The organism is Pseudoalteromonas amylolytica, from assembly GCF_001854605.1.
GTDB classification, from domain to species: domain Bacteria; phylum Pseudomonadota; class Gammaproteobacteria; order Enterobacterales; family Alteromonadaceae; genus Pseudoalteromonas; species Pseudoalteromonas amylolytica.
Map to the genome: position 1 here is coordinate 65,440 of NZ_MKJU01000005.1, position 23,062 is coordinate 88,501.

The following is a 23,062-nucleotide window of genomic DNA, read 5'->3' on the forward strand; positions in this document are numbered from 1 at the left end:
CAGTGACAGCTAAAAACTGAGGAATGAGGATGAAAACAGAGCAATACAATGGCTCCGAGCTCGTTGTAAAAGCACTCGCAGCACTTAAGGTTGAATATATATTTGGGTACCCTGGTGGCTCAGTTTTGGATTTGTATGACGCACTATTTCAGCAAAGCGACATTGAGCATATTTTAGTACGCCACGAACAAGCCGCTACTCATATGGCAGATGGCTATGCCAGAGCAACAGGCAAAGTGGGTGTAGTATTAGCAACTTCGGGGCCCGGTGCCACAAACTGCGTAACAGGTATTGCTACTGCCTACATGGATTCAATCCCTATGGTAGTGTTATCAGGTCAAGTTCCCTCGAACCTGATCGGTGACGATGCGTTCCAAGAAACAGATATTGTTGGGTGTTCAAGGCCTATCGTTAAGCACAGTTTCAATTGTCGTGACGCCGAGCAGATCCCGAACGTGTTAGCAAAGGCATTTTATCTGGCCAGTACTGGTCGTCCAGGCCCCGTTGTTGTAGAACTCCCTAAAGACATTCTAAATCCATTACAGAAGTTTAACTATTTGATGCCACAAAGCATCGAAATGCGTACCTATAACCCAAGCGTTAAAGGTCATTCCAAACAAATCAAAAAGGCCGTTGAGGCGATTTTAGGCGCTAAGCGGTTAGTAATCTACTCAGGTGGTGGTATCGTATTATCTAATACCTCTGCGCAGCTGACAGAACTTGTAGAAACACTTAACGCACCTATTACCAACACCTTAATGGGATTAGGGGGAATTAGCGGTACCCATCCAAACTTCATTGGTATGCTTGGTATGCACGGTAGCCTAGAGGCAAACAAAGCTATGGCCAATGCTGATGTGATTCTGGCGCTTGGTGCACGCTTTGATGACCGAGTTACAAATAATGTTAAGAAGTTCTGTCCAGAAGCAACGATAGTCCATGTAGACGTTGACCCTACGTCTATATCTAAAACTATCAAGGCTCATATCCCAGTGGTTGGCTGTCTTGCATCAGTATTAGAGCAATTGCAAGCGGCCATCGACAAAAGCCCTAGTCGTATCGATCGCAGTGCTCAGGAAGAATGGTGGCAGCAAATTACACAGTGGCGAGAACAAAAATGTTTGTCGTACGACTTGGGCGTAGATGTTATCAAACCGCAAACCGTTATTGAGAAGGTTTATCAGATCACTCAAGGTGATGCATATATCAGCTCAGACGTAGGTCAACATCAAATGTTTGCCGCTCAGTATTATCCGTTCAAAAACCCTCGACAATGGATCAATTCTGGTGGCCTTGGCACTATGGGGTTTGGCCTGCCTGCGGCTATGGGAGTTAAACTCGCTTTTCCTGAACAACATGTAGTCTGTGTTACAGGCGACGGTTCTATTCAGATGAATATCCAAGAGCTCTCTACCTGCTTGCAATATGGGTTGGCGGTAAAAATTGTCTCTTTGAATAACCGCTCTTTGGGCATGGTAAGACAATGGCAAGATATGATGTATGGCGGCAGGCACTCTAGTTCATACATGGAATCATTACCTGACTTTGTTGCTCTGGCGCAAAGTTATGGCCACATTGGGATCCGCGTTGATCATCCAAGTGAACTAGATGACGCGTTAGAAAAAGCGTTTGCTATCACAGATAGACTGGTGTTTTTAGATATTCGTGTTGACGAAAAGGAACACGTATATCCGATGCAAATCAAACTAGGTGCCGTTGATGATATGTGGCTTAAAAAAGGAGTAAAAGCATAATGCGTAGAATACTGAGTATCTTATTGGAAAACGAACCTGGTTCTTTGTCACGCATCGTGGGCCTCTTTTCCCAGCGGGCCTATAACATCGACAGCTTAACAGTTGGCACCACGGCAGATCATACACTGTCGCGGATCACCATCACCACGCATGGTGACGACAGAGTTGTGGAACAAATTACCAAACAAGTTAACAAGCTCGTGGATGTGCTTAAGATTATTGACTTAACCGAAGTGCCGCATATTGAGCGCGAACTCTTGCTCGTGAAAGTATTTGCCAAAGATGAAGCCACAAGAGCTGCGGTTACACGCATCGCTGATGTCTATCAAGGCTCAATCATAGATATGGGTAAGCAAAGCTATACGTTACAGTTATTGAGCAATGCAGAGCGATTAGAGTCGTTTTTAGACATGCTGCGTCACGAAAGCGACATCATCGAATTGGTTCGTTCAGGAGCTGTTGGCATAGGACGTGGTGATAAAGCGCTAAAAGGCTGATAGTTTAGCAAAAACAAAGGGACCAATCGGTCCCTTTGTCATATCAACTTGTAACCTTATTAAGGGTTAACTTGGTCTTTCAGTCCTTTACCCGCTTTGAAGCTTGGAATATTTGCCGCTGCGATTTGGATTTCAGCACCTGTTTGTGGGTTACGGCCAGTACGTGCCGCACGCTCTTTCACTGAGAATGTACCAAAACCAACCAGTGCAACTGAATCACCTTCTTTTAAAGAATTGGTAACGGCACCAGTAAATGCTTCCAGCGCACGCGCCGCTGCTGCTTTAGAAATTTCAGCGTCTGCTGCCATCTTTTCAACTAGTTGAGCTTTATTCATTATTAGATTCCTATTCATTGAACATTTTGCCTAAGCAAAACCTATGTTTATGCATTTTAGCCAGATGTGCAACCATTTCCTGAAAAATTTAACTAAAATTTGTTAAAAGCCAGTAATGGCGCGCTTTCATAGCGCATTCCGCACTAATCTTACTAAACTTTTACAAACTAGCAAGCGCAATCAAAATACGCAATACCTTATGAGTGATAAATTAACTTTTCGCAAATAACCAATCATAAATGATGATCATAATTAAGGTACAAACGAGCCAAAGTACACCAAATGTCGGGTAAAATTGCTCGACTGGAACACCTATCTTAAACACGCCAAAATTACCCGCGAAAATATAACTTAAAGGCGCAAATACACCTAACACCACCGCACCAAGCCTTCTGGGCAGGGTTAAAATAGCCCTTAGTGAGCTGTCAAATGTTAAAATCAAACCACCCCAAAGAACCACGAGCCATAACGGTAACGTTTGTTGGGGATGAACAATTAATCCCATACCAATTGCTGATGTTTCCAAAATGATTGCCAAAGGCAAACAGCTCAGCAACAGATAAAGCTGCTTAACCTTGTTTGAGAGCGTCAACAGCAGCAATAAGCATAGAAACAACATAAGCCATAGCGCTTGCCCTTGATAGAACAAGGCACAGAACCAACACGCCTGAAAAAGCGCAAAGTTAGTAATTAAGCGTGGTACAGCACTGTGACGATACATAATTTGGCTTCCTCGCAACAAGATGCACCGTACTCGTTGCACGTTGTTTGAATGCACCTTCACAATAGCAAAGGTAGAACTCCCAGAGGCGATAAAAACGCTGGTCAAATTTACTGTGATCTAGTGTTGGCCATGACTGTTTAAAGCGGCGATACCAATCATGCAAAGTTCTCGCATAGTGTAAGCCAATGTCGCTGATGCTATGCACTACCATATTGGTATTGTTACACAATTGTTTATTCAATTCGGTTATAGAGGGTAAACAACCACCGGGAAAAATATATTGCTGAATAAAGTCGGACTTTTTCAAGTAATGTGGGTACCTCTGACAGGCTATTGTGATAGCTTGGATAAGCATCGCGCCGTTGTCTTTAAGTAGGGCGTCACACTTTGCAAAAAAACCAGCCAGATACTCATGCCCTACCGCTTCAATCATTTCGATAGAGACTAATTTATCAAAACGCCCCTGTAACTCTCGATAGTCCTGCTTGAGCAATGTAATTCTACTTTCTAACCCTAACTCTTTGATTTTCTCACTTACGTAAGTAAATTGTTCTTCAGAAATAGTGGTAGTCGTAACATGACAGCCATATTTTTGTGCTGCGAAGATTGCAAAAGCGCCCCACCCAGTGCCTATCTCAATTACTTGTTCACCCGGTTTTAGGTCGAGCTGCGTACATATGGTTTCTAATTTGTGCTGTTGTGCCTGCTCTAAGGTGCTTGTTTTATTTGGATAGATAGCGCTTGAATAAAGCATTTCTTCACTTAAAAATGAACTGTACAACTCATTACCTAAGTCGTAATGTGCAGCGATGTTCTTTTTCGAACCTTGCTTTGAGTTTTTGTTACGCAGATGGCGCAAGTTGTTTGCAAAGCCAGTGATAAATGCAAATTTTTTCTCAAAGGCATCAAGCTGAGACTGATTCAGAGCAAATATTTCTATGAGAGTGGTCAAATTAGAACAGCGCCAGTAGCCTTCAATGTAAGCCTCTGCAGCACCAACACTGCCTCCCAAAGCAAACAGTTTGAACATAGCTGGGTCAACAATGGTGACAGTGCATTGGTATTCGCTACCTGTTTCTCCAAACTCATAAACCTGCTCCCCCATTATCACTTTTAAATGACCTGTTTGAATGCTTTCAAATGCAGAAAAAACCAGTCTACGATAGAGTTTCTCTATCCAGGAAAGGGAAATGTGTCTTTGAATTACTGTGGTATTTTCCATTTTAACGTCCCGGGTGCCCCACAAAGGGCACTTTTTTTAGAAACAACTTTAAAGCTTGCCAATAAATACTTTTGAAAATTGACAAAGTCATCACAGGAAAACGCTTTAACAAGGCAGTTATATTTTTTTGAACCAATGCCTGCTTTTTAAGTCGCAAGGTCGCCTCAAAAAGTAACTGTTGCTCATGTTTGTTTTCGATATGGATCAAGGCCTTATCATTTTGGATTTTTACATTCCAATGATAGTTCATGTTTAAATCCATAAATGGTGATACGTGAAAAGCTTTTTTAAAGTTCACTTTTTGGTTTAATTTCACCACATAACAATGCCGTTCATTCCACGGCGTGTTGCTTACCTCGGCCAACATGTGGGTAAACTCGCCTTGGCTGTCTAAGAAGAAGAAAAAATTCACTGGGCTAAAATACACACCAAAACAACGTAACTGACAAAGCAGCATTACTTTGTCGCTACAGCCACCTTCTCCAAGCATTTTACTGGCTTGTAAGGCTCGCTCCTTTAGCGGCCCCGTGTAGTGGGTCAAATAGTCATCTTGATTGAACTTTAATAGCTTCACACCCGAAGTGCCTAACAATGGGTGGATATCGTTTAATTGTTCAATTTCATCTAAGTCTATCCATGCCATATAGAGTGGATAAATAAATTGATGTTCTATCGGTGTATGCCTTTTGTGCCTGATGTCACCTACAAACAGGCCACTATTTAAACTTTGCTTCAAAACTCAACACCCAGTTGCCTAGCAACATCAACGGCGCTGCGTACACCGTCTTCATGAAAACCATTAAACCAATAAGCACCACAAAAATAGCTGTGGCGTTTGCCGTCAATCTGTGGCTTACGTTTTTGAGCTGCAATACTTTTTCGGTTAAACACGGGATGATGATAGGTAAAACGCCTCAGTATCTTCATCTCGTCAATCCCTTGGTCATAATTTAGGGTGACACAAAACGGTTTAGGACTACTTATTCCTTGCAAAATATTCATTTGATAGGTGACCACTGCAGCTTTATCTGTTTGCTTATCCAACAAGTAATTCCAGCTGGCCCATGCGGCTTTTCTCTCTGGGAGCAAACTGTCATCTGTATGCAGCACTACCGAGTTTTCAGTGTAGGGGATCGCACCTAATACTGATAACTCATCTTCACTGGCATCTGCCAATAAAGCTAAGGCCTGATCAGAGTGACATGCAAAAACCACTTTATCGAACCGCTGAGTCTCTCCGCTGTGCATTTGTATTTCGACGCCTGTTTCATCTCGTGTTACAGCGCTGATATTGGCTTGAAGGTGAATTTTGTCTCTAAACGCAGCCACCAACGGTGCGATATATTCCCGAGAGCCGCCCGGAATAACGTACCATTGCGGACGATTGGTAATGTCCAATAAACCGTGGTTATAGAAAAACTTAACGAAGAATTCCACTTCAAACTGAGCCATTTCTTTGATGCTGGTTGACCAAATAGCTGCGCCCATTGGCAAGATATAATGAAGTTGAAAGAATTCGTTAAAGCCATAAAGTTGCAACAACTCACCCAAGGTAGTGTAACGACTGTAGTCTTCGTTTTGGTGAATGCGCTTGCAAAGTTTGTTGAATCTGACGATGTCATAAAGCAAGCGCCAGAATTTAGGCCGAAGCACGTTGCGTTTTTGCGCAAACAAAGTAGAAAACGTATGACCATTGTATTCAAAGCCTGTTTGCGTGTTACGTACGCTAAAACTCATTTGCGTTGCTTGACGCTCAACATTCAATTGCGCAAGTAGCTTTTCAAAGTTTGGATAAGTTCTGTCATTAAAAACGATAAACCCCGTATCAACAGCGTAACTTTTACCGTCAAGCTCTACATCGACAGTGGCTGTATGCCCTCCAATGTAGTCATTTTTTTCAAATACGGTTACATCGTATTGCTTATTAAGCAAATAGGCTGTTGTCATACCTGAAATACCAGAGCCAATCACAGCAATTTTTTTCAACGTTTTATTCCTTTTGATAAAAACAGCCATACGTTTACAGGTAACAGCTGTAACAATTTGAGTATCAAGGTAAACCTTTTCGGGAAATGAATGTCTTTACGCCTTTTAGCAATGCCCTTTGTTATCGCTTTAGTTGCCTGCTCAACAGACACAGCCATGGGCATAGGGAAATCGTTTTTTGCGGTCAGTGGAGTTTTAACAAAACCAGGATGCACCACACTGACGTCTATATCTTGCAAATCAACTGCCAGCGACTGTGCTAAGTAACTTGCCCCCGCCTTAGAAGCGCCGTAAGCCTGTGCTCGTGGAAGCGGTAAAAACGCCGCGCTAGAACTAACAATCACTAGCTGCCCACTCGCTTTAACTTTAGGGAGCAGCGTTTCTAAGCAGTAGCCAAGTGACAATAGGTTCGCCTCAATCACCCGTTTGAATAATGCCCCATCAAAATGTTTAGCATCATCTATATATTCACAATTACCCGCATTGAGAATTAATATGTCTAAGGTTTCAATATGTTGGCACGCGGATGCGATAGATGCAGGTTCTGTGACATCTAGTTTGAGCGCTATCGTATTATCTTTTCGCGCCAAATCCTCTAGTGCCTTGTCATTGCGACCACATGCGTATACAAAGCACTGTTGGGCATAATGCTCGGCTAGACCTCGGCCTATACCTGATGTCGCACCGGTAATAAGTACCCTTTTCATGAGTTTGCAACCCGTTTGTCTATGAGTTTAATCATGTGTTTCAAAACAGGAATGTGCCGATATAGCATCGCTGCTGCATCGAAATAATCGTGATGATAAATCACTTTATTATCACTAAAGCGCAAATGACTATGACCCTTAACCCAAACGTCTTTCCCTTGGTTCAAATGCTTATGTGTAAAGCGCATATCCCAATACACAAATGCGTTATCGTTTACATCAAAGGTATCCAATATTTGAAATTCGATAGAACTTACATTGGCGTACATAGCCGCAAAATAATCTTCAAGTTTATCCAAGCCCTGTAGCGCATGTAGAGGGTCTGTAAAATGAACTTGTGGGTGATATACCTGCTTCAACACTGACAAATTATCTTTACCAAGTTGCTGGTACATATCAATAAAACGCTCAGTTAAAGTGTGCATGTTTAAACCTTAAATGCTGCCAAAGCCCTCGCTCTGGCTTCCTTATGATCAACAATGGGGGCCACATAATCAGAGCTTTGCTTGAGTGCCAAGTAATCGTGTGGAAAATGAATATGTTTATCTGGTACTTCATTAAGCTCTGGCACATATTTACGGATGAAGTCCCCTTGGGGATCAAACTTTTCGCTCTGAGCTATTGGGTTAAATATTCTAAAATATGGCTGCGCATCACATCCTGTGCTTGCTGCCCATTGCCACCCTCCATTGTTACTGGCCAAGTCCCCATCAATTAAGTTTTGCATAAAGTACTTTTCACCACGACGCCAATCAATTAACAGGTGTTTGGTAAGAAAGCTCGCCACTATCATACGTAATCGATTGTGCATCCATCCTGTTTGGTTTAGCTGGCGCATGGCCGCATCCACTATCGGATAGCCCGTCCTTCCCTCGCACCAGGCCGAAAACTGCTGTTCATCCTGACGCCAAACAACCGCATCATACTTTTCATTAAAGTTTCTGTGGCGACACAGCTGCTCAAAACTAATGATAAGATGCCGATAAAACTCTCTCCAAATCAACTCATTCACCCAGCAAAACTCTGAACTACTGGTGGTATGTAAAATGTCTGGGTAGTAAAGCTGTAACTGTGCTAACAGTTGTTTCACGCTGATAATGCCAAGCGCCAGATAAGGACTCAACCCAGACGTACCTTTTACACTGGGAATATCCCTTTGTGCTTGATACTTGCCACATTTATACTCGATGAAATGATTAGCTATTTGCGCAATATTCTCATCATCTACTGGCCACTTACTCGAACTACCATAGCTTGTTAGGCACTTAGCTACTTGCCAGGTGGTGTAATTGGCACTTTTCTCTTTCGGCCAGCTGGGTATATAAAAGTGCGTTTGTTCATATTGCTTTAACCACGCTTTTTTGAATGGCGTAAAAACCTTGAACATTTCGCCACTTTTGGTTTTAACACTATGTGGCGGTGCAACTAAGTCACCATCATAGAGCTTTAATTCAAGTCCTTGAGTTTGGCATAGTCTATCTCGCTCACGTTCATTCACTTCGTATTCCGTGTTGGCGTAGACTAAATTTGTGCTTCGCTCATCACAAAAATCTTTTAGTGCTTTTGGTATCTCAGCAAAAGTATCAACTTCTACAATGTGTAACGTAATAGCATGCTGCGCCAACGCTTCTCCCAACCATGCTACTCTACGCTTGAGCAAATCAATTTGAATGGGTGCTACATCGTGCTCGCGCCATTGCTTTTCGCAGACAAAAAAAAGTGCCTCGCTGGCACCATTTTCAACCGCAGCTATCAGTGCTTCATTGGCAAAATAGCGAAGGTCTCGTCGAAACCAAAATATCGGAGTCATTAAATTCCAAACCTCAACTTAAGTTCATTTGGGTAAGGGTCAAAATACACTTGCTGTGCTAGGTATTCATTTGGATGTACTTTAAGGTGATGCTTTAGTAATGTAAGTGGTACATACAAAGGCACCAGTCCCTTACGGTATTCATCGATTGCGCTACATAACTCCTGCTTTTCAATCTTCGAAAGGTCGTTTTTAAAGTATCCCTGCAAATGAGTCAGCGTATTTGTTTGATTCTTCCTAGATGCAGGACTAGACAGCGCATTCATTAAACCCGAAATATAATTGTCTTTTACCTGTTCGATTGGCTCAGCCGCAGCGTGTGCCAAATATCTACCAAGTGCTCTGTATGACTCATAGTTGTGACTCATCACCAAATATTTGTGCTTAGCATGAAATTGTGTCAGCTCATGTAGACCTACAGGAGAAGCAACCAGCTCTTGCCAGCTTTTGAACACATAGACACGCATCACAAAGTTTTCACGCAAATGTGGATCGTTCAAACGGCCATTTTCCTCACATGGCAACAAAGGGTTGTGGGTCATAATCTGTTTTGCAAAAAAGCCTATGCCTTCCGAGGTGTTACCAGTGCCTGCTTCGTTGTATATTTTCACCCGCTCCATGCCACAACTTGGGCTTTTGGCGCAAAACACAAACCCTGATAAACTTTTTGCCTGCTCAGTGGCGACTCGCTTACCATATTCCGTCAGTTGCTCCCCTACGTCACCACTGCCATCAGGTCCACAGACTTTAATCGTATCTCCAACTTTCACCTGCCTAATCGTTGGTCTTGGAATAGGCAAGCCAACAGCTACCTCTGGGCAAAACTTTACGTACTCAACGTGATGAACCAATTCATCCATACAGAAATTTGAGCGTTTATGGCCCGTATCAAACCTAACCTTTTCACCTGCTAAGCAGGCACTAATACCTATCTTTATTGATGATGTTATTTGCATTGCTACCTTGCCTAGTAAATTAGATTACCAATTGGATTCAGAAGTTTGCTTAGCCCTTTATTGAAATGCAGAGCACTATTTACCACAGTAAAGCACAAGCAACCCGATTCTGTTGCAGGAGAGTGATGATGACGGCCATCGAGCCAAATAAAATCCCCTGGTACATAAGCGCCACTTTCATCTGAAAATTCGCCATCTAACAATAGCGTAAGTTCAAAACCAGTATGGGTATGGTGAGGGATCTCGCCACCAGCAGCGATTTGTAGCAAGCTTGCACGTAATTCCCCATCATCCACTTGTAAGCGAGCGCGAGCAAGTTTGCCCAGCTGCACAAAGCTGCTAAGTTGTGAGTTAGCAATAGCGCGCGGCAACTCAATTGTCTTATTTTGATAATTGAGTGTTTGTGGTGCGTTGCCTTTGGGCATGTCTATGTCATCATTGGCGGTGATCTGCTCAAAAAGATTGGCAAACTCGTCTTGTGCCATATCATCCTCAAAGTCTGTAAATAGCGCTTCGGCGTTCGATTGTTCAAGGTTTTGCACCTTGATGCGACAACACTCACACAACTCTAAATGTGCAGCAACAGCAATGCTCAGTGTCGCTGGAAGCGCGCCTTGACTGAATTGAATTAATAACTGCTCAGTTGGATGATGTTTAATCATTGCTATCTCCTATTTCTGCTCGGAGCTTTTGTAATGCGAGTCTTAATCTAGACTTGACCGTTCCAACTGGAATACTCAAATGCTCTGCTAACTGCTCTTGGGACATTTCTTGAAAGTACACTCCTTTTACCACCTCTTGTTGAGCAAGTGGCAATTTACTAATGTAGTCTTGGATTTGTTTGCTCTGCAGGTGATCTTGAAAGTCAGGGTCTGCCATCTGCTCTTCTTGAAGCAACGGCCAAATATCTTCGCTTATATGTTCTTCTTTATTACTTTTCATTTTTCTAAGCGCATCAAAAGAGGCGTTACGCATAACAGTGTAAACCCAAGTTGTGGCTGCTCCCCGATCTGGGTGATATAAATGCGCTTTTCGCCACACTGAAGTCAAAGTTTCTTGAACAAGTTCCATTGCCAACGCCTCGTTGCCAAATTGTTTAACTCCAAAGCGCTTTATTTTTGGCGCAAAATACTCAAACAACTGGGCAAATGCGCGCTTGTCTCTGTGCTGTGCGACTTTACACAATGCGTCCGTTAACGCTTGTGTTGGTGCTTGTTCCATGTTGGTTTTGTTTCCCGCAACTGCGCGTGAATCGCATCGAAGTGCATGGTCGACCATAGCTAGGTTCTCTTCATACTATCTATAGATGAATTCTACGAAGGTGTGCACGTGATGGATCACTCTGATTGATATAAAACAGTATGGAGGAAATCAACCACTTGTTCAAAGTTTCCATTCGCACGAAGCTTATGTTTTTCAGCAATATTTATGGGCAGTAGCTCCAACCAGCGACTGGCGACCCAAAGCGGATCATGAAAATGTTTCTCTCTATATAATTGGTCTAAATGGGGGTGCTGGGTAAACAGCTCAGCAAGCATCTCACTCATATCACTGATGAAGTGAGTTGCTTTTATCTCATTACGATCCCAAACATACTCGTCAAGCACAGTAACATCCGCATGACTTAATTTTTGTTCGTCTTGAAAGGGCGCTGACAGGCGCACACGATGTTTAGCATAAACGTCAATTAAAAGCTGACCATCCTGATCCTGAGAGAAATCAATAATATCAACAAGCACACCTTCGTTTGGTACGTTAAGCACAGCCTGCTCAACATACTCACACAAAACAAAGCCTTGTGTGTTTTTTAGCGCTTCACCTACCATGCTAAGATATCTTGGTTCAAAAATCCTGAGCCGGGTATACCCGCCCGGTAGTAAAAATATTGGCAAAGGGAAAATGGCTCGTTTCATAATTACCCAGTTATGCGTTAAAACATGTATTAGGGTACGCAGCGCTTTGAAATTACGATCAGCTGTTTTCTAACCATTGGTATTTTTTCATGCTGACTTTATTGTTCTTAAAGAATACACCTTCTGATTCAAGTAACCGACGCTGTTGAAAATGCTTTTCAGATTCCTCGGGAAACGAAATCTTTCCTTGGCTATTGATAACTCGATGCCAAGGTAGTGAACTTTGCTCGGGTAAGTTTTTTAGCAAACGGCCCACAGCCCTTGATTGATTGGCAAAGCCAGCCAACTTTGCCAATTGTCCATAGGCGGCAACCTGACCTGCTGGTATCGAACCAATTAAGGTGTACACGCGCTCTTTAAATGCATCATCAATATTACTGCTTGACATATTGTTTTCCTATCGCTTTAAATCTTTGCCAAATTGCTCTGGCCACAGGTCCGTGGTGTCTCGCTAACTTTCTAAAAGCATGAATCTTTGCGGTAAAGGTACTTTGTCTATCACTCACCGCTATCTGTTGTAACAGGCCACTGTCCAGCTCTGACCGACAGTGGCTTAGACTTATCATCGCAAACCCTGTACCAGTTAGCAAAAATGACTTGATTGATGCAATATCATCCAGCTTCATCATGCCCGCACCTTTGGCATATGAGAGCCTATCGCTATCAAAGTTAAAGCCGCTTTCAAACATTGCCAGACAAGGGTACTGCGCCAATTCTTCGTAACTTACACTCGGCGGTATCAAACCTGTTTTAGCAACCAATCCTAGGCGAATTTCACCTATTTCAATCGACTCCAAGTCACCCGTAGCATGAAACAAATCAAACCATGGTCCAATACCGATGTCAGCAACACCACTATTTACCTGTTCAAGCGCGACAAATCGCTTACCACTTGTAATCGCCATTTCGGTATGCGGGAATTGTTTAAATGTATCTCCGATAGCCGTGTTGTATTGATTCTGATAACACAGTGGCTCATAACAAATATTAAACTTGGCTTCATTTCCGGCTGAAAACTCGTTCGCTAACGTTTGTAAATCATCTCTCAAAACTAACAGCTTTGATGATTCTTCACAGAACCTTTTACCTTTTTCAGTTAAAGTCACGCGATAGCTACTTCTATTAATGAGTGTAAAACCGAGTTGTTCTTCTAGTCTTTTTAATGCTTGTGTCACGGCTGGCTGCGTTTTAAACAACTGTTGAGCAGCTTCACTTAGGCTGGCCGTTTTACCGACCACATGCAATATTTCTAGGTCTGAAATCTTCATAAACAAATTTTATATAGATTCTAATTTTATATAATTTTTATTTTATATGGATTTTATATACTCTGCACCCCAAGTTTGCTTATAAATCGGTTAGATGGAGTTATTACATGTACAGAATCACCGCCTTTGCAACAGCACTGCTTTTGCTCTTCGGCTGCCAAGACCATGACGTGGCAACTGATAAAGATGCGCCTATTCGTCCGGTAAAATTAATTACCGTGACCAATAACACCCAAGGAGATGTAAGAAGTTTTCCCGCTGAGGTTGTCGCTAATCAAGGTTCTTATTTGGCATTTCGAGTCAACGGTGAATTGATGGAATTTCCTGTACTGGCGGGTCAGCAAGTCGTAAAAGGTCAGTTGCTTGCCAAGCTTGACCCCGAGGATTTTTTACTGCAACTAGAACAACGCAAGGCACAGTACGAACTTGCTTCATCACAGTTGTCTCGAATTGAATCGCTTTATAAAAAGTCCATAGCTAGCAAATCTGAATATGATCAAGCGCTTGCCAATAAGCAAGTGGCAGAGTCTGCACTTAAAATTGCGCAAACGAATTTGCAAAACAGTGAATTACGCGCACCATTTAGCGGCACCATAGCGAAAGTCTTCGTCAAAAACTATGAGAACGTCGTAGCCAAGCAGAATATATTAAGATTGGAAACCCGCGATATGATGGATGTGGTGATCCAAGTACCGGAAAAGCTCGTTGCCCGCGTTGATAAAGACCTAGATTACCATCCAAGTGTTGTATTTGATGGCTATCCTGATAAGTCATATAAGCTAACCATTAAAGAATGGGATACTCAGGCCGACCCGGCCACATTGAGCTACAAAGTGGTGTTCACGTTACCTATCCCTGACGACTTCAACCTGCTAGCAGGTATGACCGGTCACGTGTACATCGACCGCAGTAAAATTACGCAAATGACTTCTCATCAAATCACTGTCCCCGTATCTGCGGTCTTCTCTGATCAAACAAAACCACTTAACAACGATTCATATGTATGGCTTTACGATGAGGCAACCCAAACCGTCAGTAAACAAGCTGTGAAAGTCGGTAAAATGCGTGAGCAAAGCATTGAAATTACCGAAGGCCTTTCTGGTGGTGAAATTATTGTTGCAGCAGGTGTTCATCACCTTCATGAAGCACTAAAAGTGCGTCCATGGACTAAGGAGCGAGGGCTGTAACTATGAGTCTGGCAAAATGGTCTATTGAAAATAAAGTGATCAGCTGGATGTTTGCTCTGCTGCTACTTCTTGCTGGAACTGTTTCATATTTTGGCTTAGGACAGCTTGAAGATCCTGAGTTTACCTTAAAAAAAGCGATGGTCGTCACCCTCTACCCTGGCGCCTCCCCGCAGCAGGTTGAAGAGGAAGTAACTTTTGTTATTGAAAATGCAATACAACAACTCCCTTATGTGGACTATGTAACTTCGATTTCATCAGCTGGGAAGTCACAAATCACCGTTGAAATGAAGAGCTCTTATCGTAAAGAGGACCTCAGACAGATCTGGGATGAACTTAGACGAAAAATAACCGATCTTAAACCAAACCTACCGCCTGGTGTTTATTCACCCAAAGTGATAGACGACTTCGCAGATGTTTATGGGGTGATGTATGCGGTTACGGGTCAAGGATACTCTTACGACGAACTAAAAGATTATGTAGATTACCTTAAACGCGAACTAGTACTAGTCGATGGTGTGAGTAAAGTAACTGTTGCAGGTGAACAGCAAGCACAAGTTATTGTGGAGATCTCTACGCAAAAACTATCACAGCTTGGCATTGCCCCCTCATACATTTTTAACCTATTACAGTCACAAAATAGCGTTTCAAACGCGGGGAAAATACGCGTTGGTGATGAGTCTATCCGTTTGCACCCTACTGGTGAGTTTCAAGATGTCACAGAGCTTGAACATTTACTGATCTCTAAACCCGGTGCAAAAGAGCTTATTTATTTAGGTGATGTGGCTCGCGTCAGCAGAGAATATGCCGAGATCCCCTCGCATATCACTCGCTTCAACGAACAAAGAGCTTTGTTAGTGGGCGTTTCATTCAGCTCTGGCGTGAACGTGGTTGATGTCGGTAAAGCTATCAACAAACATTTGGCGTCACTTGAGTATCAGCGTCCACATGGCATTGAAATAAACACGGTTTATCATCAGCCGAATGAAGTTGAAAAATCGGTAGATGGCTTTATCGTGAGTCTGCTTGAGGCGGTCGCTATTGTTATCGTGGTTTTGCTGATTTTCATGGGTGTTAAAAGCGGTATACTGATAGGTGCGGTGCTATTACTGACCGTGCTGGGTACGTTCATATTTATGAAGATATTTGCAATTGATTTGCAAAGGATCTCGCTTGGCGCGTTAATTATAGCGCTAGGTATGTTGGTCGATAACGCCATCGTTGTAACCGAAGGCATACTCATCAATTTAAAGCGTGGTCAAAGCAAACTACAAGCCGCTGTGAATATTGTTGAGCAGACTAAATGGCCACTGTTAGGTGCAACCGTTATCGGTATCACTGCGTTTGCTCCGATTGGTTTAAGTAGTGATGCCAGTGGTGAGTTTGCAGGTTCACTCTTTTGGGTATTACTGATCTCACTCTTACTAAGCTGGATCACCGCAATTACACTCACACCATTTTTTGCTGATTTGCTGTTCAAAACATCTCAGCAAAACGGTTCTGATGGCTCTGATGACGACCCTTATAAAGGCGTTATTTTTACCGTGTATAAAGCCTTACTATCGTATTCACTCAGACACAGAGCCATAACGATCGGGTTTATGGTACTGCTGCTTGGTGTTGCGTTAGTTGGCTTTAAACAAGTTAAACAATCGTTCTTCCCCGCATCAAACACGCCCATGTTTTATGTAGATTACTGGCATTATCAAGGTGCAGATATTAGAAGCACCGCTGATAATCTCGCTGCAATAGAAACCTTTTTAAAACAAGACCCACTTGTTACAGAGGTCACTGCCACGATAGGTCAAGGTGCGCCGAGGTTTATGCTCACCTATGCGCCTGAAAAGCAATATGCGGCATACGGGCAACTTATCGTCAGGGTGCAAGATAGAGAAGCGGTAACAACCATGATAGCCAAACTTAGAGAGTACGAGGCCAATAGCGCTATCTCGGGGGAGCTAAAAATAAAACGCATGGAAATAGGCCCATCAACCGATGCCAAAATTGAAGCGCGTTTTTCAGGCCCCGATCCGGTCGTACTCAGGCAGCTCGCTGCGCAGGCTAAAGCCGTGCTCGCGAAGGATGAAGGCGCATTTAACATCAAGGATAATTGGCGACAACGCACCAAAGTATTGAGACCTGAATTTAACGAGCAAAAAGCACGTCGTTTGGGGATCAGTAAAACAGATTTGGACCAATTGCTGCTAACCAGTATCAGTGGCAGTAAGGTTGGCCTTTATCGAGATGGAACACAGCTACTGCCTATTATCGCGCGTTCCACTGAAGAAGAGCGTAAGAATGTCGAGAACCTCAGCGATCTGCAAATATTCAGCCCTGTACTTGGCCTTTATGTGCCAATAACGCAAGTGGTCGACGAGTTCAATGTGATGTGGGAAGATCCTCTAATCATGCGCCGTGACCGTAAACGTACTATCACTGTAATGGCGGATCATAATGTGATTGGCGATGAAACACCTGCGAAGCTTTTTGCGCGCATACGCAGTGACATTGAAGCCATTGCATTACCCCATGGCTATGAAATGCAATGGGGCGGTGAGTTTGAGTCATCTTCAAAGGCTCAAAAAGCCATCTTTGGTTCACTCCCCGTCGGCTACCTTGCTATGTTTATGATCACCGTTTTGCTGTTTAACTCTGTGAAAAAACCTTTGGTTATTTGGTCTACTGTACCGTTGGCTGTAATTGGTGTTACGGCTGGCTTGGTATTATTAAATGCGCCGTTTAGCTTTATGGCACTGCTTGGACTATTAAGTTTATCGGGTATGCTTATCAAAAATGGTATTGTGCTGATGGATCAGATCAATTTAGAGCTAGAACAAGGCAAAGCCCCTTACCAAGCGGTATTTGATTCCGGTGTTAGCCGCGTCAGGCCCGTTTCAATGGCAGCTATCACCACTATTTTAGGTATGATCCCTCTACTATTTGATGTGTTTTTTCAGTCGATGGCGGTAACCATTATGTTTGGATTGGGCTTTGCGACAATTCTAACGCTTATTGTTCTACCCGTTATGTATTGTCTGGTATTTGGTATTAAACAGCCTAAGAACTAACTTATAGAGGCCCGCAAGGGCCTTTTAAACTCATGGTTTCACTCAATGTAATCCCCCTTTACATCCAAGTAAAATAACGTTCAAGCATAGTGATTAGCATTTTTTACACTTTCAAAGTCATTAAACCTTACGCCGTGTTGCTTTAAGATTGGCAAAATTTTCGGACTCAACCACTGACGAACATAAAACGGCTGATTTGGCACAAAATGATGGATAGTGTGTGTTGCACCAAAGTTGAAACAAAATAGCTGTAACGGCAAGGCAAGCTTGTGATTAATCACATGTGTTTGCTCAAGTAAGTTATTAACACCGCCATAATAGTGCATGGACGACGTTATCAGGTTTAAGCTAATAGACCTGACAACATTCGGTAATATCAATATCACCATGAGCAAGTTTACCCAGCTCATATACTCAAGCAGCCACAATGGATAACTATACCCGCCACCGCTTAGCAAATTAAATCCATGGTAAAGGAGCGCACTATACAATACGATAAAGTAGCCCGTGGTTAGGGGAAAACCTGCATTAAATACGGTGAAAAAGCGAAAGTCGCTAATATCTCGAGCCAGTGCTTTACGAAAAATGATAAGCCCCAACAACCCATCAGCTATCACAATTAGCCTCAAAAGTGGGTTACGAATGCCATTGCCCACTAACCGCTCTTCCAAGTCCTTTTTTGTGCCAGAGGTTTTGTGATGATGTAGATGAATTTGGCGTCGATACCACGGGTTGACAGTATTAGGCCGCATTAGCCACACCGTCAGCATCATCAGGTTGTGAAGCAGAGCATTTGAGCGAAAATATTGCTTATGAATAAGGTCATGCTCTAATTCATGTGACAAAGAAGCAAAAAAAGCTGCAGCAATCACACAAATAAGCGCATTGATTTTCCCTATACAATACAACCAGCCCACGCCAGCCATACCAAACAGAGCAAATACTAAAATAACTAGCCCTATCAAATCTTGATAATGTAAAAAGTGGTATCACTCACGTAACTTAGTTTCTTCGTTTCTTATTTCAGAAACGATGGTTTGAATGGCATTTTTGACTTGGTGGTGAGACATAGTCATATCGGTGATAGTATCTAATTGAATACAGAGCTACCACGGTAGCTCTGTGAATAGCACAGCTAGCTTATAAGCTTTCTAAGATAGCTTCTGCTTTGCTGACTTCAAATTGCTTCGGTGCTTCGACATTGAGTAGTGTCACAACACCGTTGTCTACTATCATCGCATAACGAGTTGAGCGAACACCACCAAAGCTCTGGGTATCCATTTCAAGTCCTAAAGCCTTGGTAAAGCTGGCGTCACCATCAGCCAACATACGGATTTCTTCGGCATTTTGGGCCTCTCCCCATGCTTTCATTACAAATGCATCGTTAACAGATACACAAGCAATCATATCTACCCCTTTAGCTTTGATCTTGTCAGCTAACGCAACAAATCCTGGTAGGTGAGACGCTGAGCAGGTGGGAGTAAATGCGCCTGGCACTGCAAATAATACCACCTTTTTGTTCGCGAAAAGCTCTTTAGTATCGTGGTTCATCATACCATCTGCGCCAAGTTCGCTCAGTGTTGCCGCTGGTAAAGTTTGTCCTTGTTCTATCATCTTTTTCATTCCTCTATGCGGAGTTAAAAACTCAGTGTAGCCTTAAATTTGACTATTAAACACTGACAAATCTAAGAGTTACTGTCTTGGTCTAGAAAACGTGAGGCAACACTGTGATCTGGCTTAAGTTGCAGTAAATCCCATAAATTTCCATACAGGTCTTGGAACACCGCAACTGTGCCATAGTCCTGCTCACTTGGGGGCCTTACAAACTCAACCCCTTGATTACACATGTTGTCGTAATCACGCCAAAAGTCATCGGTACATAAAAACAAAAATACTCGACCGCCAGTTTGTTTACCAATGTACTGTGCCTGCGCTTCATTTGAGGCTTTCGCCAGCAAAATACTGGCTCCTTTTGAGCCGGGCGGCGCGATCACAACCCAGCGTTTGTTTTGTTCACTTTGATAACAGTCTTCGAGTAGCTCAAAATTAAGCTTGTTAACATAAAAGTCTATCGCTTCATCGTAGTCACGAACGACGATGGCCACATGAGCAAGTTCTTGTCTCATAGCAATTCCTTCTATCACTTTTTAAGAGAGAGGGTTCCTGGTTTTCTCTTGGGCCTTGCCGACGGCTTACGAACAGGCTTGTTTTCAGTCCGTTGTATACGTCCCTTCTCCCTCGGTGGTTTGTTCGAATTAGCTGCTTTTCGTGGCTGTGAATTGCTGTCTAAGCGCTTATTTGGGTCAATGGAACCTTCTTCAGTTTTTGCCGAATCCGAAATTGAATCATTGATTTCACGCATTTCAGCTTCAGTTAAATGACGCCATTGTCCCGGTCTTAAGCCGTTCAAATTCACATTCATAATGCGAACACGTTTAAGCGTCGTCACTTCATAGCCCAAGTATTCACACATTCGGCGTATCTGCCTGTTCAACCCTTGAGTTAACACTATGGTGAAAGTCCGCTCACCGGTTTGTTCAACAAAGCATTTTTTTGTTACCGTGTCCAAAATTGGTAAGCCACCAGCCATACGCTCTATAAAGCGCTTATTAATTGGCCTGTCGACCCCAACCACATATTCTTTTTCATGGTTATTGCCTGCCCGCAGGATCTTATTGACGATATCGCCTTCGTTAGTCAAAAAGATTAACCCTTCTGAGGGTCTATCTAAACGGCCGATTGGGAAAATACGTTCAGGATAATTTATAGCGCTGACGATATTGCTCCTGATCTTACGCTCAGTTGTACAGGTAACACCGACCGGCTTGTTATAAGCGATATAAACTCTTTTAGGTTTAGCTTTTAGTGGTTTATTGTCTATTAAAATAACATCGTTATCACTGACCTTTAACCCCATTTCAGGCAAATTATCATTTACCTTAACTCGGCCTGCTTCTATGAGTTTGTCAGCCTCACGACGCGAACAAAACCCTGTTTCGCTGATATATTTATTTAGCCGTGTTAATTGCGTCACTGATAACCCTTTTTTGACATAGTAAAAAAGCGCATTTTAAACGATTGACGCACAAAATGCTTAATTTTCTGTCGCACAATTCGTGTATTTGAAGCGTATTTGATTTTTAATGACCATACTTTCTTAACAGCCATTCAAACGGCCCTTGCTGAAAACATTTTAAATATATGGGCGCAAAAAGCAGTTGTAAGCCAACTCCAACCAAGGCCACTTGTAAATAATCTACACGGTTAAATTTAGCGCGAGCCTCTGGTGCTATCCATACAAAAAATGTAACGAGTACCAATGATTGTAATAAGTAACAGGTAAGCGCTAGCTTTCCAATTGCACTTAACCAGTTGCTTAACCAGGACATAGGCGAAAGCCAAGTATTAAGGTGAGTGATAAGTAAAGCCCCGAACACAGCATTTACCCAAACAATACCATCATTTAGCGCTGACAATTGTTTGGGCTCAAAGTATAGCAGTAAGGTGCTTGCCAAGGACATCATGCCCACTATAACAATCACCCGAAGCAAGTCTGGCTTTGCTAAACCGCCGCTGAAAACGCCTGCTCGATAACAATATACACCTATCAACATCACTCCTAGAGAGTTCCAAATGGTTAGAATAGGTAGCATCAAGATCATAATGGCAAACATTGATGCGTTGTGAATTAAAAGGCTGATTAAATCGGTAGGCGCACGTAGTAATATGTCATCAAAAGCGCTGCTGTCGCGATAAATTGTTTCACCATCACCAAACAGCATAAATGCTGCCAACAATGCGCTGCTTACTAGCACCATTGCAAAACCGTGAAACAGTACAGTTGCTTGGTTTCTATGTAAATATCCCAATGCCAATAACCCAGCTAAACCATAACTGAGCAATATATCGCCGGGCCAAACTAAAAAGCCATGTAGTATACCAAATATAATCAAACACTTAAGCCTTGGCTTAAGGGCGCTTACATCGTTGCTTTTTTCATGTTGTATAACCAATGCCGCGCCAAATAGCATACAAAATAACGAGCGAAACCTGCCATCCAATAGCAATACGTTAATATATTCAGTTATCTCATCGCCAACATGTGCCTGTGATAAACCTACATATCCTGTTTCAAACAACCCAAAGTAATACACGTTGAGTAGCAGCAGCCCTAAGACGGCTATTCCTCTTAGGCTATCTAATTGCTTTATTCTCATATCTTAGAAAAGGGTTTCGTTGTACATATCAGCCCAACGGATAGCATCGGCGTGAAACTCCGGCAGGCGTTGATCATTGATATTGAGTAAACTACAAGCTTCCTGCAATTGCCACCAACTTCCGCTTTCATATGCTTTAACAACATTTAATATGTAATACAATAGGTTATGCTTTCCCATTAGGGCATCTTGGAGTTCTTCAGGAAATGGTAATCGAGAAACCACTTGATCCATGGGGCGATCTAAAATTGCATCTAGCAGCGAAAATAGTCCGGTTAAAAAACTCATTCCCTTAATATTTGGGTTTAGGCTCTTCGCTATCAGTTCACAAAAGCGCGAGCGAACAATACTTAATCGGGTCAGTTCTGTTGGTTTACCTTCGGCAATATGTGCAGTCATTATCAGACCCACAAACTTTTTCACCCGTTCATCACCCAAGTACACCAGTGCTTGTTTTAAAGATTCTATACGTTTTTTCAGCGGGAATACGCCTGAGTTGATTAAGCGCAGCAGCTTGTATGCAAGCGCCGTATCTTGGGCAAATAACCGCGCTATTCTATCTATACTCAGATGTGGCTTTAATACCTCAGCATAAATAAGCAGTACAATAGCATGGTTGATTTCAATATCATTTTGCTGAATAACTCGGGGCTTAGCGAAGAAGTATCCTTGGAAAAAGTGAAACCCCATTTCTTTGGCTTGTTCAAATTCAGCTTCTGTTTCAACCTTTTCCGCCAGCAATTTCATGTTTTTTCTTTGTCTAAACTCTTCAACAAGCTCTTCAATTTGATCTAACGAGTTTTGTTGTATATCGAATTTAACCAAACGGATCAGTTTTAAAAATGGCTCCCACTGCTTAGTGTATTCAAAATCATCCAGCGCCAGACGATAATTTTGATGAAATAGTGATTTTACCTTTTCATAGTTCTGCGTAGTGGGAGATACTGTTTCAAGTAATTCAAGAATCACATCCTGACAGGGTAGAAAATGCGCCAGCTCCTGATTAAGGGAATCAGGACCAATATTGATGAGTGCCTTCTTGCCGGAAGTTAAATAGCGAGTACCCAAGTTTAGTTGGTTGTCCATGATAAGCTTTGCAGTCGCTGCATCGTCAGCAATGTTAGGAAAACTATTGCTTGTTCCGTCACGAAATAACAACTCGTAAGCCACCACCTGCTTACGGCGGTTGAAAATAGCTTGTCGAGCAACAAAAACCTTCAAATGTTGACTCCTCAGTGTAGCCACTTCCAATGTAGCACTTTATTATCTACCAAAAACGTGATTCTAACCCTAAATAGTTATAATTAATATAGAACTAAGCTATTAATACATGAGAAATTTAGCTTGATAACTATAGCACCTGTATATGAAAAAGCAGACCAGGGGCCTGCTTATGGCAATGAAATTATCCGACTCATATC

23 protein-coding genes and 1 pseudogene are annotated in these 23,062 nt (G+C 42.5%); 4 read left to right on the forward strand and 20 right to left on the reverse strand.

All coding sequences use genetic code 11. The features are described 5' to 3' along the window. Positions 1–29 precede the first annotated feature (29 nt). Together BET10_RS00985 and ilvN are read left to right on the forward strand one after the other, a co-directional pair. Positions 30–1,754 carry an acetolactate synthase 3 large subunit gene (locus BET10_RS00985; RefSeq protein ID WP_070982959.1) on the forward strand — a complete coding sequence of 575 codons (1,725 nt, stop codon included), beginning with the start codon at positions 30–32 and terminating at the stop codon, positions 1,752–1,754. Further along, positions 1,754–2,251, forward strand: a complete 498-nt coding sequence (gene ilvN, locus BET10_RS00990) for an acetolactate synthase small subunit (protein WP_070982960.1) — start codon at positions 1,754–1,756, stop codon at positions 2,249–2,251. The genes BET10_RS00985 and ilvN overlap by 1 nt, the downstream gene beginning before the upstream one ends. Before the next feature lie 59 nt (positions 2,252–2,310). Here the strand turns inward: ilvN and BET10_RS00995 are convergent, their stop codons facing one another. The 14 genes from BET10_RS00995 to BET10_RS01060 form a co-directional block, all read right to left on the reverse strand. Next, entirely contained in the window at positions 2,311–2,586 is a 276-nt protein-coding gene (locus BET10_RS00995) for an HU family DNA-binding protein (RefSeq protein WP_070982961.1), read from the reverse strand. 211 nt (positions 2,587–2,797) lie between these two features. Beyond that, positions 2,798–3,307, reverse strand: coding sequence for a DUF2878 family protein (locus tag BET10_RS01000; RefSeq protein WP_070982962.1), 510 nt, complete (start codon positions 3,305–3,307; stop codon positions 2,798–2,800). After that, positions 3,270–4,532, reverse strand: coding sequence for an SAM-dependent methyltransferase (locus BET10_RS01005; RefSeq protein WP_070982963.1), 1,263 nt, complete (start codon positions 4,530–4,532; stop codon positions 3,270–3,272). Before BET10_RS01005 ends, BET10_RS01000 begins: the two co-directional genes overlap by 38 nt. Before the next feature lies 1 nt (position 4,533). Then, complete coding sequence (locus BET10_RS01010) at positions 4,534–5,268, reverse strand: DUF1365 domain-containing protein (RefSeq protein ID WP_070982964.1); 735 nt, start codon at positions 5,266–5,268, stop codon at positions 4,534–4,536. Next, complete coding sequence (locus BET10_RS01015) at positions 5,265–6,518, reverse strand: NAD(P)/FAD-dependent oxidoreductase (protein WP_070982965.1); 1,254 nt, start codon at positions 6,516–6,518, stop codon at positions 5,265–5,267. Before BET10_RS01015 ends, BET10_RS01010 begins: the two co-directional genes overlap by 4 nt. After that, positions 6,515–7,225: an SDR family NAD(P)-dependent oxidoreductase gene (locus tag BET10_RS01020; protein ID WP_070982966.1), complete on the reverse strand. Its 711-nt coding sequence runs from the start codon at positions 7,223–7,225 to the stop codon at positions 6,515–6,517. Before BET10_RS01020 ends, BET10_RS01015 begins: the two co-directional genes overlap by 4 nt. Next, on the reverse strand, positions 7,222–7,650 hold the full coding sequence (locus tag BET10_RS01025) for a nuclear transport factor 2 family protein (RefSeq protein WP_070982967.1): 429 nt from the start codon (positions 7,648–7,650) through the stop codon (positions 7,222–7,224). Before BET10_RS01025 ends, BET10_RS01020 begins: the two co-directional genes overlap by 4 nt. Positions 7,651–7,652: 2 nt before the next feature. Further along, positions 7,653–9,035 (reverse strand): deoxyribodipyrimidine photo-lyase, encoded by a 1,383-nt coding sequence (phrB, locus tag BET10_RS01030; RefSeq protein WP_070982968.1) that lies wholly within the window; start codon positions 9,033–9,035, stop codon positions 7,653–7,655. Beyond that, on the reverse strand, positions 9,035–9,991 hold the full coding sequence (locus BET10_RS01035) for a YbgA family protein (RefSeq protein WP_070982969.1): 957 nt from the start codon (positions 9,989–9,991) through the stop codon (positions 9,035–9,037). The genes phrB and BET10_RS01035 overlap by 1 nt, the downstream gene beginning before the upstream one ends. A gap of 11 nt (positions 9,992–10,002) precedes the next feature. After that, entirely contained in the window at positions 10,003–10,653 is a 651-nt protein-coding gene (locus tag BET10_RS01040) for a ChrR family anti-sigma-E factor (RefSeq protein WP_070982970.1), read from the reverse strand. Beyond that, positions 10,646–11,212 carry a sigma-70 family RNA polymerase sigma factor gene (locus BET10_RS01045; RefSeq protein WP_420820117.1) on the reverse strand — a complete coding sequence of 189 codons (567 nt, stop codon included), beginning with the start codon at positions 11,210–11,212 and terminating at the stop codon, positions 10,646–10,648. Before BET10_RS01045 ends, BET10_RS01040 begins: the two co-directional genes overlap by 8 nt. A 116-nt stretch (positions 11,213–11,328) precedes the next feature. After that, positions 11,329–11,904 (reverse strand): LON peptidase substrate-binding domain-containing protein, encoded by a 576-nt coding sequence (locus BET10_RS01050; RefSeq protein ID WP_070982972.1) that lies wholly within the window; start codon positions 11,902–11,904, stop codon positions 11,329–11,331. 58 nt (positions 11,905–11,962) lie between these two features. Continuing rightward, positions 11,963–12,292 (reverse strand): MGMT family protein, encoded by a 330-nt coding sequence (locus BET10_RS01055; RefSeq protein WP_070982973.1) that lies wholly within the window; start codon positions 12,290–12,292, stop codon positions 11,963–11,965. Beyond that, positions 12,279–13,172, reverse strand: a complete 894-nt coding sequence (locus BET10_RS01060; RefSeq protein WP_070982974.1) for a LysR family transcriptional regulator — start codon at positions 13,170–13,172, stop codon at positions 12,279–12,281. The genes BET10_RS01055 and BET10_RS01060 overlap by 14 nt, the downstream gene beginning before the upstream one ends. 107 nt (positions 13,173–13,279) lie before the next feature. Between BET10_RS01060 and BET10_RS01065 the strand changes: the two genes are divergently transcribed. After that, the gene (locus tag BET10_RS01065; protein ID WP_070982975.1) at positions 13,280–14,359 is read left to right on the forward strand and encodes an efflux RND transporter periplasmic adaptor subunit; all 1,080 of its coding nucleotides are present in this window, start codon (positions 13,280–13,282) and stop codon (positions 14,357–14,359) included. Between the two features lie 2 nt (positions 14,360–14,361). Beyond that, complete coding sequence (locus BET10_RS01070) at positions 14,362–17,424, forward strand: efflux RND transporter permease subunit (RefSeq protein ID WP_070982976.1); 3,063 nt, start codon at positions 14,362–14,364, stop codon at positions 17,422–17,424. An 80-nt stretch (positions 17,425–17,504) separates the two neighbouring features. On the opposite strand, the pseudogene BET10_RS01075 reads toward BET10_RS01070, so the two are convergent. The 6 genes and pseudogenes from BET10_RS01075 to BET10_RS01100 all read right to left on the reverse strand — a co-directional run bounded on the left by BET10_RS01075 (position 17,505) and on the right by BET10_RS01100 (position 22,862). After that, positions 17,505–18,494 (reverse strand): annotated as a pseudogene (locus BET10_RS01075) (fatty acid desaturase). Positions 18,495–18,564: 70 nt separating this feature from the next. Further along, a complete protein-coding gene (locus BET10_RS01080) occupies positions 18,565–19,038 on the reverse strand; it encodes a peroxiredoxin (protein ID WP_070982977.1) in 474 nt (157 codons plus the stop codon). A 71-nt stretch (positions 19,039–19,109) separates the two neighbouring features. Further along, positions 19,110–19,550 (reverse strand): VOC family protein, encoded by a 441-nt coding sequence (locus BET10_RS01085; protein ID WP_070982978.1) that lies wholly within the window; start codon positions 19,548–19,550, stop codon positions 19,110–19,112. 14 nt (positions 19,551–19,564) lie between these two features. Then, positions 19,565–20,458, reverse strand: a complete 894-nt coding sequence (rluF, locus tag BET10_RS01090) for a 23S rRNA pseudouridine(2604) synthase RluF (RefSeq protein WP_070982979.1) — start codon at positions 20,456–20,458, stop codon at positions 19,565–19,567. Between the two features lie 106 nt (positions 20,459–20,564). After that, complete coding sequence (locus tag BET10_RS01095; RefSeq protein ID WP_083330383.1) at positions 20,565–21,641, reverse strand: DUF418 domain-containing protein; 1,077 nt, start codon at positions 21,639–21,641, stop codon at positions 20,565–20,567. A gap of 3 nt (positions 21,642–21,644) precedes the next feature. Continuing rightward, entirely contained in the window at positions 21,645–22,862 is a 1,218-nt protein-coding gene (locus BET10_RS01100) for an EAL and HDOD domain-containing protein (RefSeq protein WP_070982981.1), read from the reverse strand. Between the last annotated feature and the right edge of the window lie 200 nt (positions 22,863–23,062).

What these genes read in the sequence shown, in the direction of transcription:
- BET10_RS01005 (WP_070982963.1), bottom strand. Translation starts at nt 4,532, where the DNA reads ATGGAAAATACCACAGTAATTCAAAGACACATTTCCCTTTCCTGGATA.
- BET10_RS01065 (WP_070982975.1), top strand. Translation starts at nt 13,280, where the DNA reads ATGTACAGAATCACCGCCTTTGCAACAGCACTGCTTTTGCTCTTCGGC.
- BET10_RS01095 (WP_083330383.1), bottom strand. Translation starts at nt 21,641, where the DNA reads ATGAGAATAAAGCAATTAGATAGCCTAAGAGGAATAGCCGTCTTAGGG.
- BET10_RS01020 (WP_070982966.1), bottom strand. Translation starts at nt 7,225, where the DNA reads ATGAAAAGGGTACTTATTACCGGTGCGACATCAGGTATAGGCCGAGGT.
- BET10_RS01070 (WP_070982976.1), top strand. Translation starts at nt 14,362, where the DNA reads ATGAGTCTGGCAAAATGGTCTATTGAAAATAAAGTGATCAGCTGGATG.
- BET10_RS01040 (WP_070982970.1), bottom strand. Translation starts at nt 10,653, where the DNA reads ATGATTAAACATCATCCAACTGAGCAGTTATTAATTCAATTCAGTCAA.
- ilvN (WP_070982960.1), top strand. Translation starts at nt 1,754, where the DNA reads ATGCGTAGAATACTGAGTATCTTATTGGAAAACGAACCTGGTTCTTTG.
- BET10_RS01080 (WP_070982977.1), bottom strand. Translation starts at nt 19,038, where the DNA reads ATGATAGAACAAGGACAAACTTTACCAGCGGCAACACTGAGCGAACTT.
- BET10_RS01055 (WP_070982973.1), bottom strand. Translation starts at nt 12,292, where the DNA reads ATGTCAAGCAGTAATATTGATGATGCATTTAAAGAGCGCGTGTACACC.
- BET10_RS01025 (WP_070982967.1), bottom strand. Translation starts at nt 7,650, where the DNA reads ATGCACACTTTAACTGAGCGTTTTATTGATATGTACCAGCAACTTGGT.
- BET10_RS01000 (WP_070982962.1), bottom strand. Translation starts at nt 3,307, where the DNA reads ATGTATCGTCACAGTGCTGTACCACGCTTAATTACTAACTTTGCGCTT.
- phrB (WP_070982968.1), bottom strand. Translation starts at nt 9,035, where the DNA reads ATGACTCCGATATTTTGGTTTCGACGAGACCTTCGCTATTTTGCCAAT.
- BET10_RS00995 (WP_070982961.1), bottom strand. Translation starts at nt 2,586, where the DNA reads ATGAATAAAGCTCAACTAGTTGAAAAGATGGCAGCAGACGCTGAAATT.
- BET10_RS01060 (WP_070982974.1), bottom strand. Translation starts at nt 13,172, where the DNA reads ATGAAGATTTCAGACCTAGAAATATTGCATGTGGTCGGTAAAACGGCC.
- BET10_RS01035 (WP_070982969.1), bottom strand. Translation starts at nt 9,991, where the DNA reads ATGCAAATAACATCATCAATAAAGATAGGTATTAGTGCCTGCTTAGCA.
- BET10_RS01045 (WP_420820117.1), bottom strand. Translation starts at nt 11,212, where the DNA reads ATGGAACAAGCACCAACACAAGCGTTAACGGACGCATTGTGTAAAGTC.
- BET10_RS01085 (WP_070982978.1), bottom strand. Translation starts at nt 19,550, where the DNA reads ATGAGACAAGAACTTGCTCATGTGGCCATCGTCGTTCGTGACTACGAT.
- BET10_RS01050 (WP_070982972.1), bottom strand. Translation starts at nt 11,904, where the DNA reads ATGAAACGAGCCATTTTCCCTTTGCCAATATTTTTACTACCGGGCGGG.
- BET10_RS00985 (WP_070982959.1), top strand. Translation starts at nt 30, where the DNA reads ATGAAAACAGAGCAATACAATGGCTCCGAGCTCGTTGTAAAAGCACTC.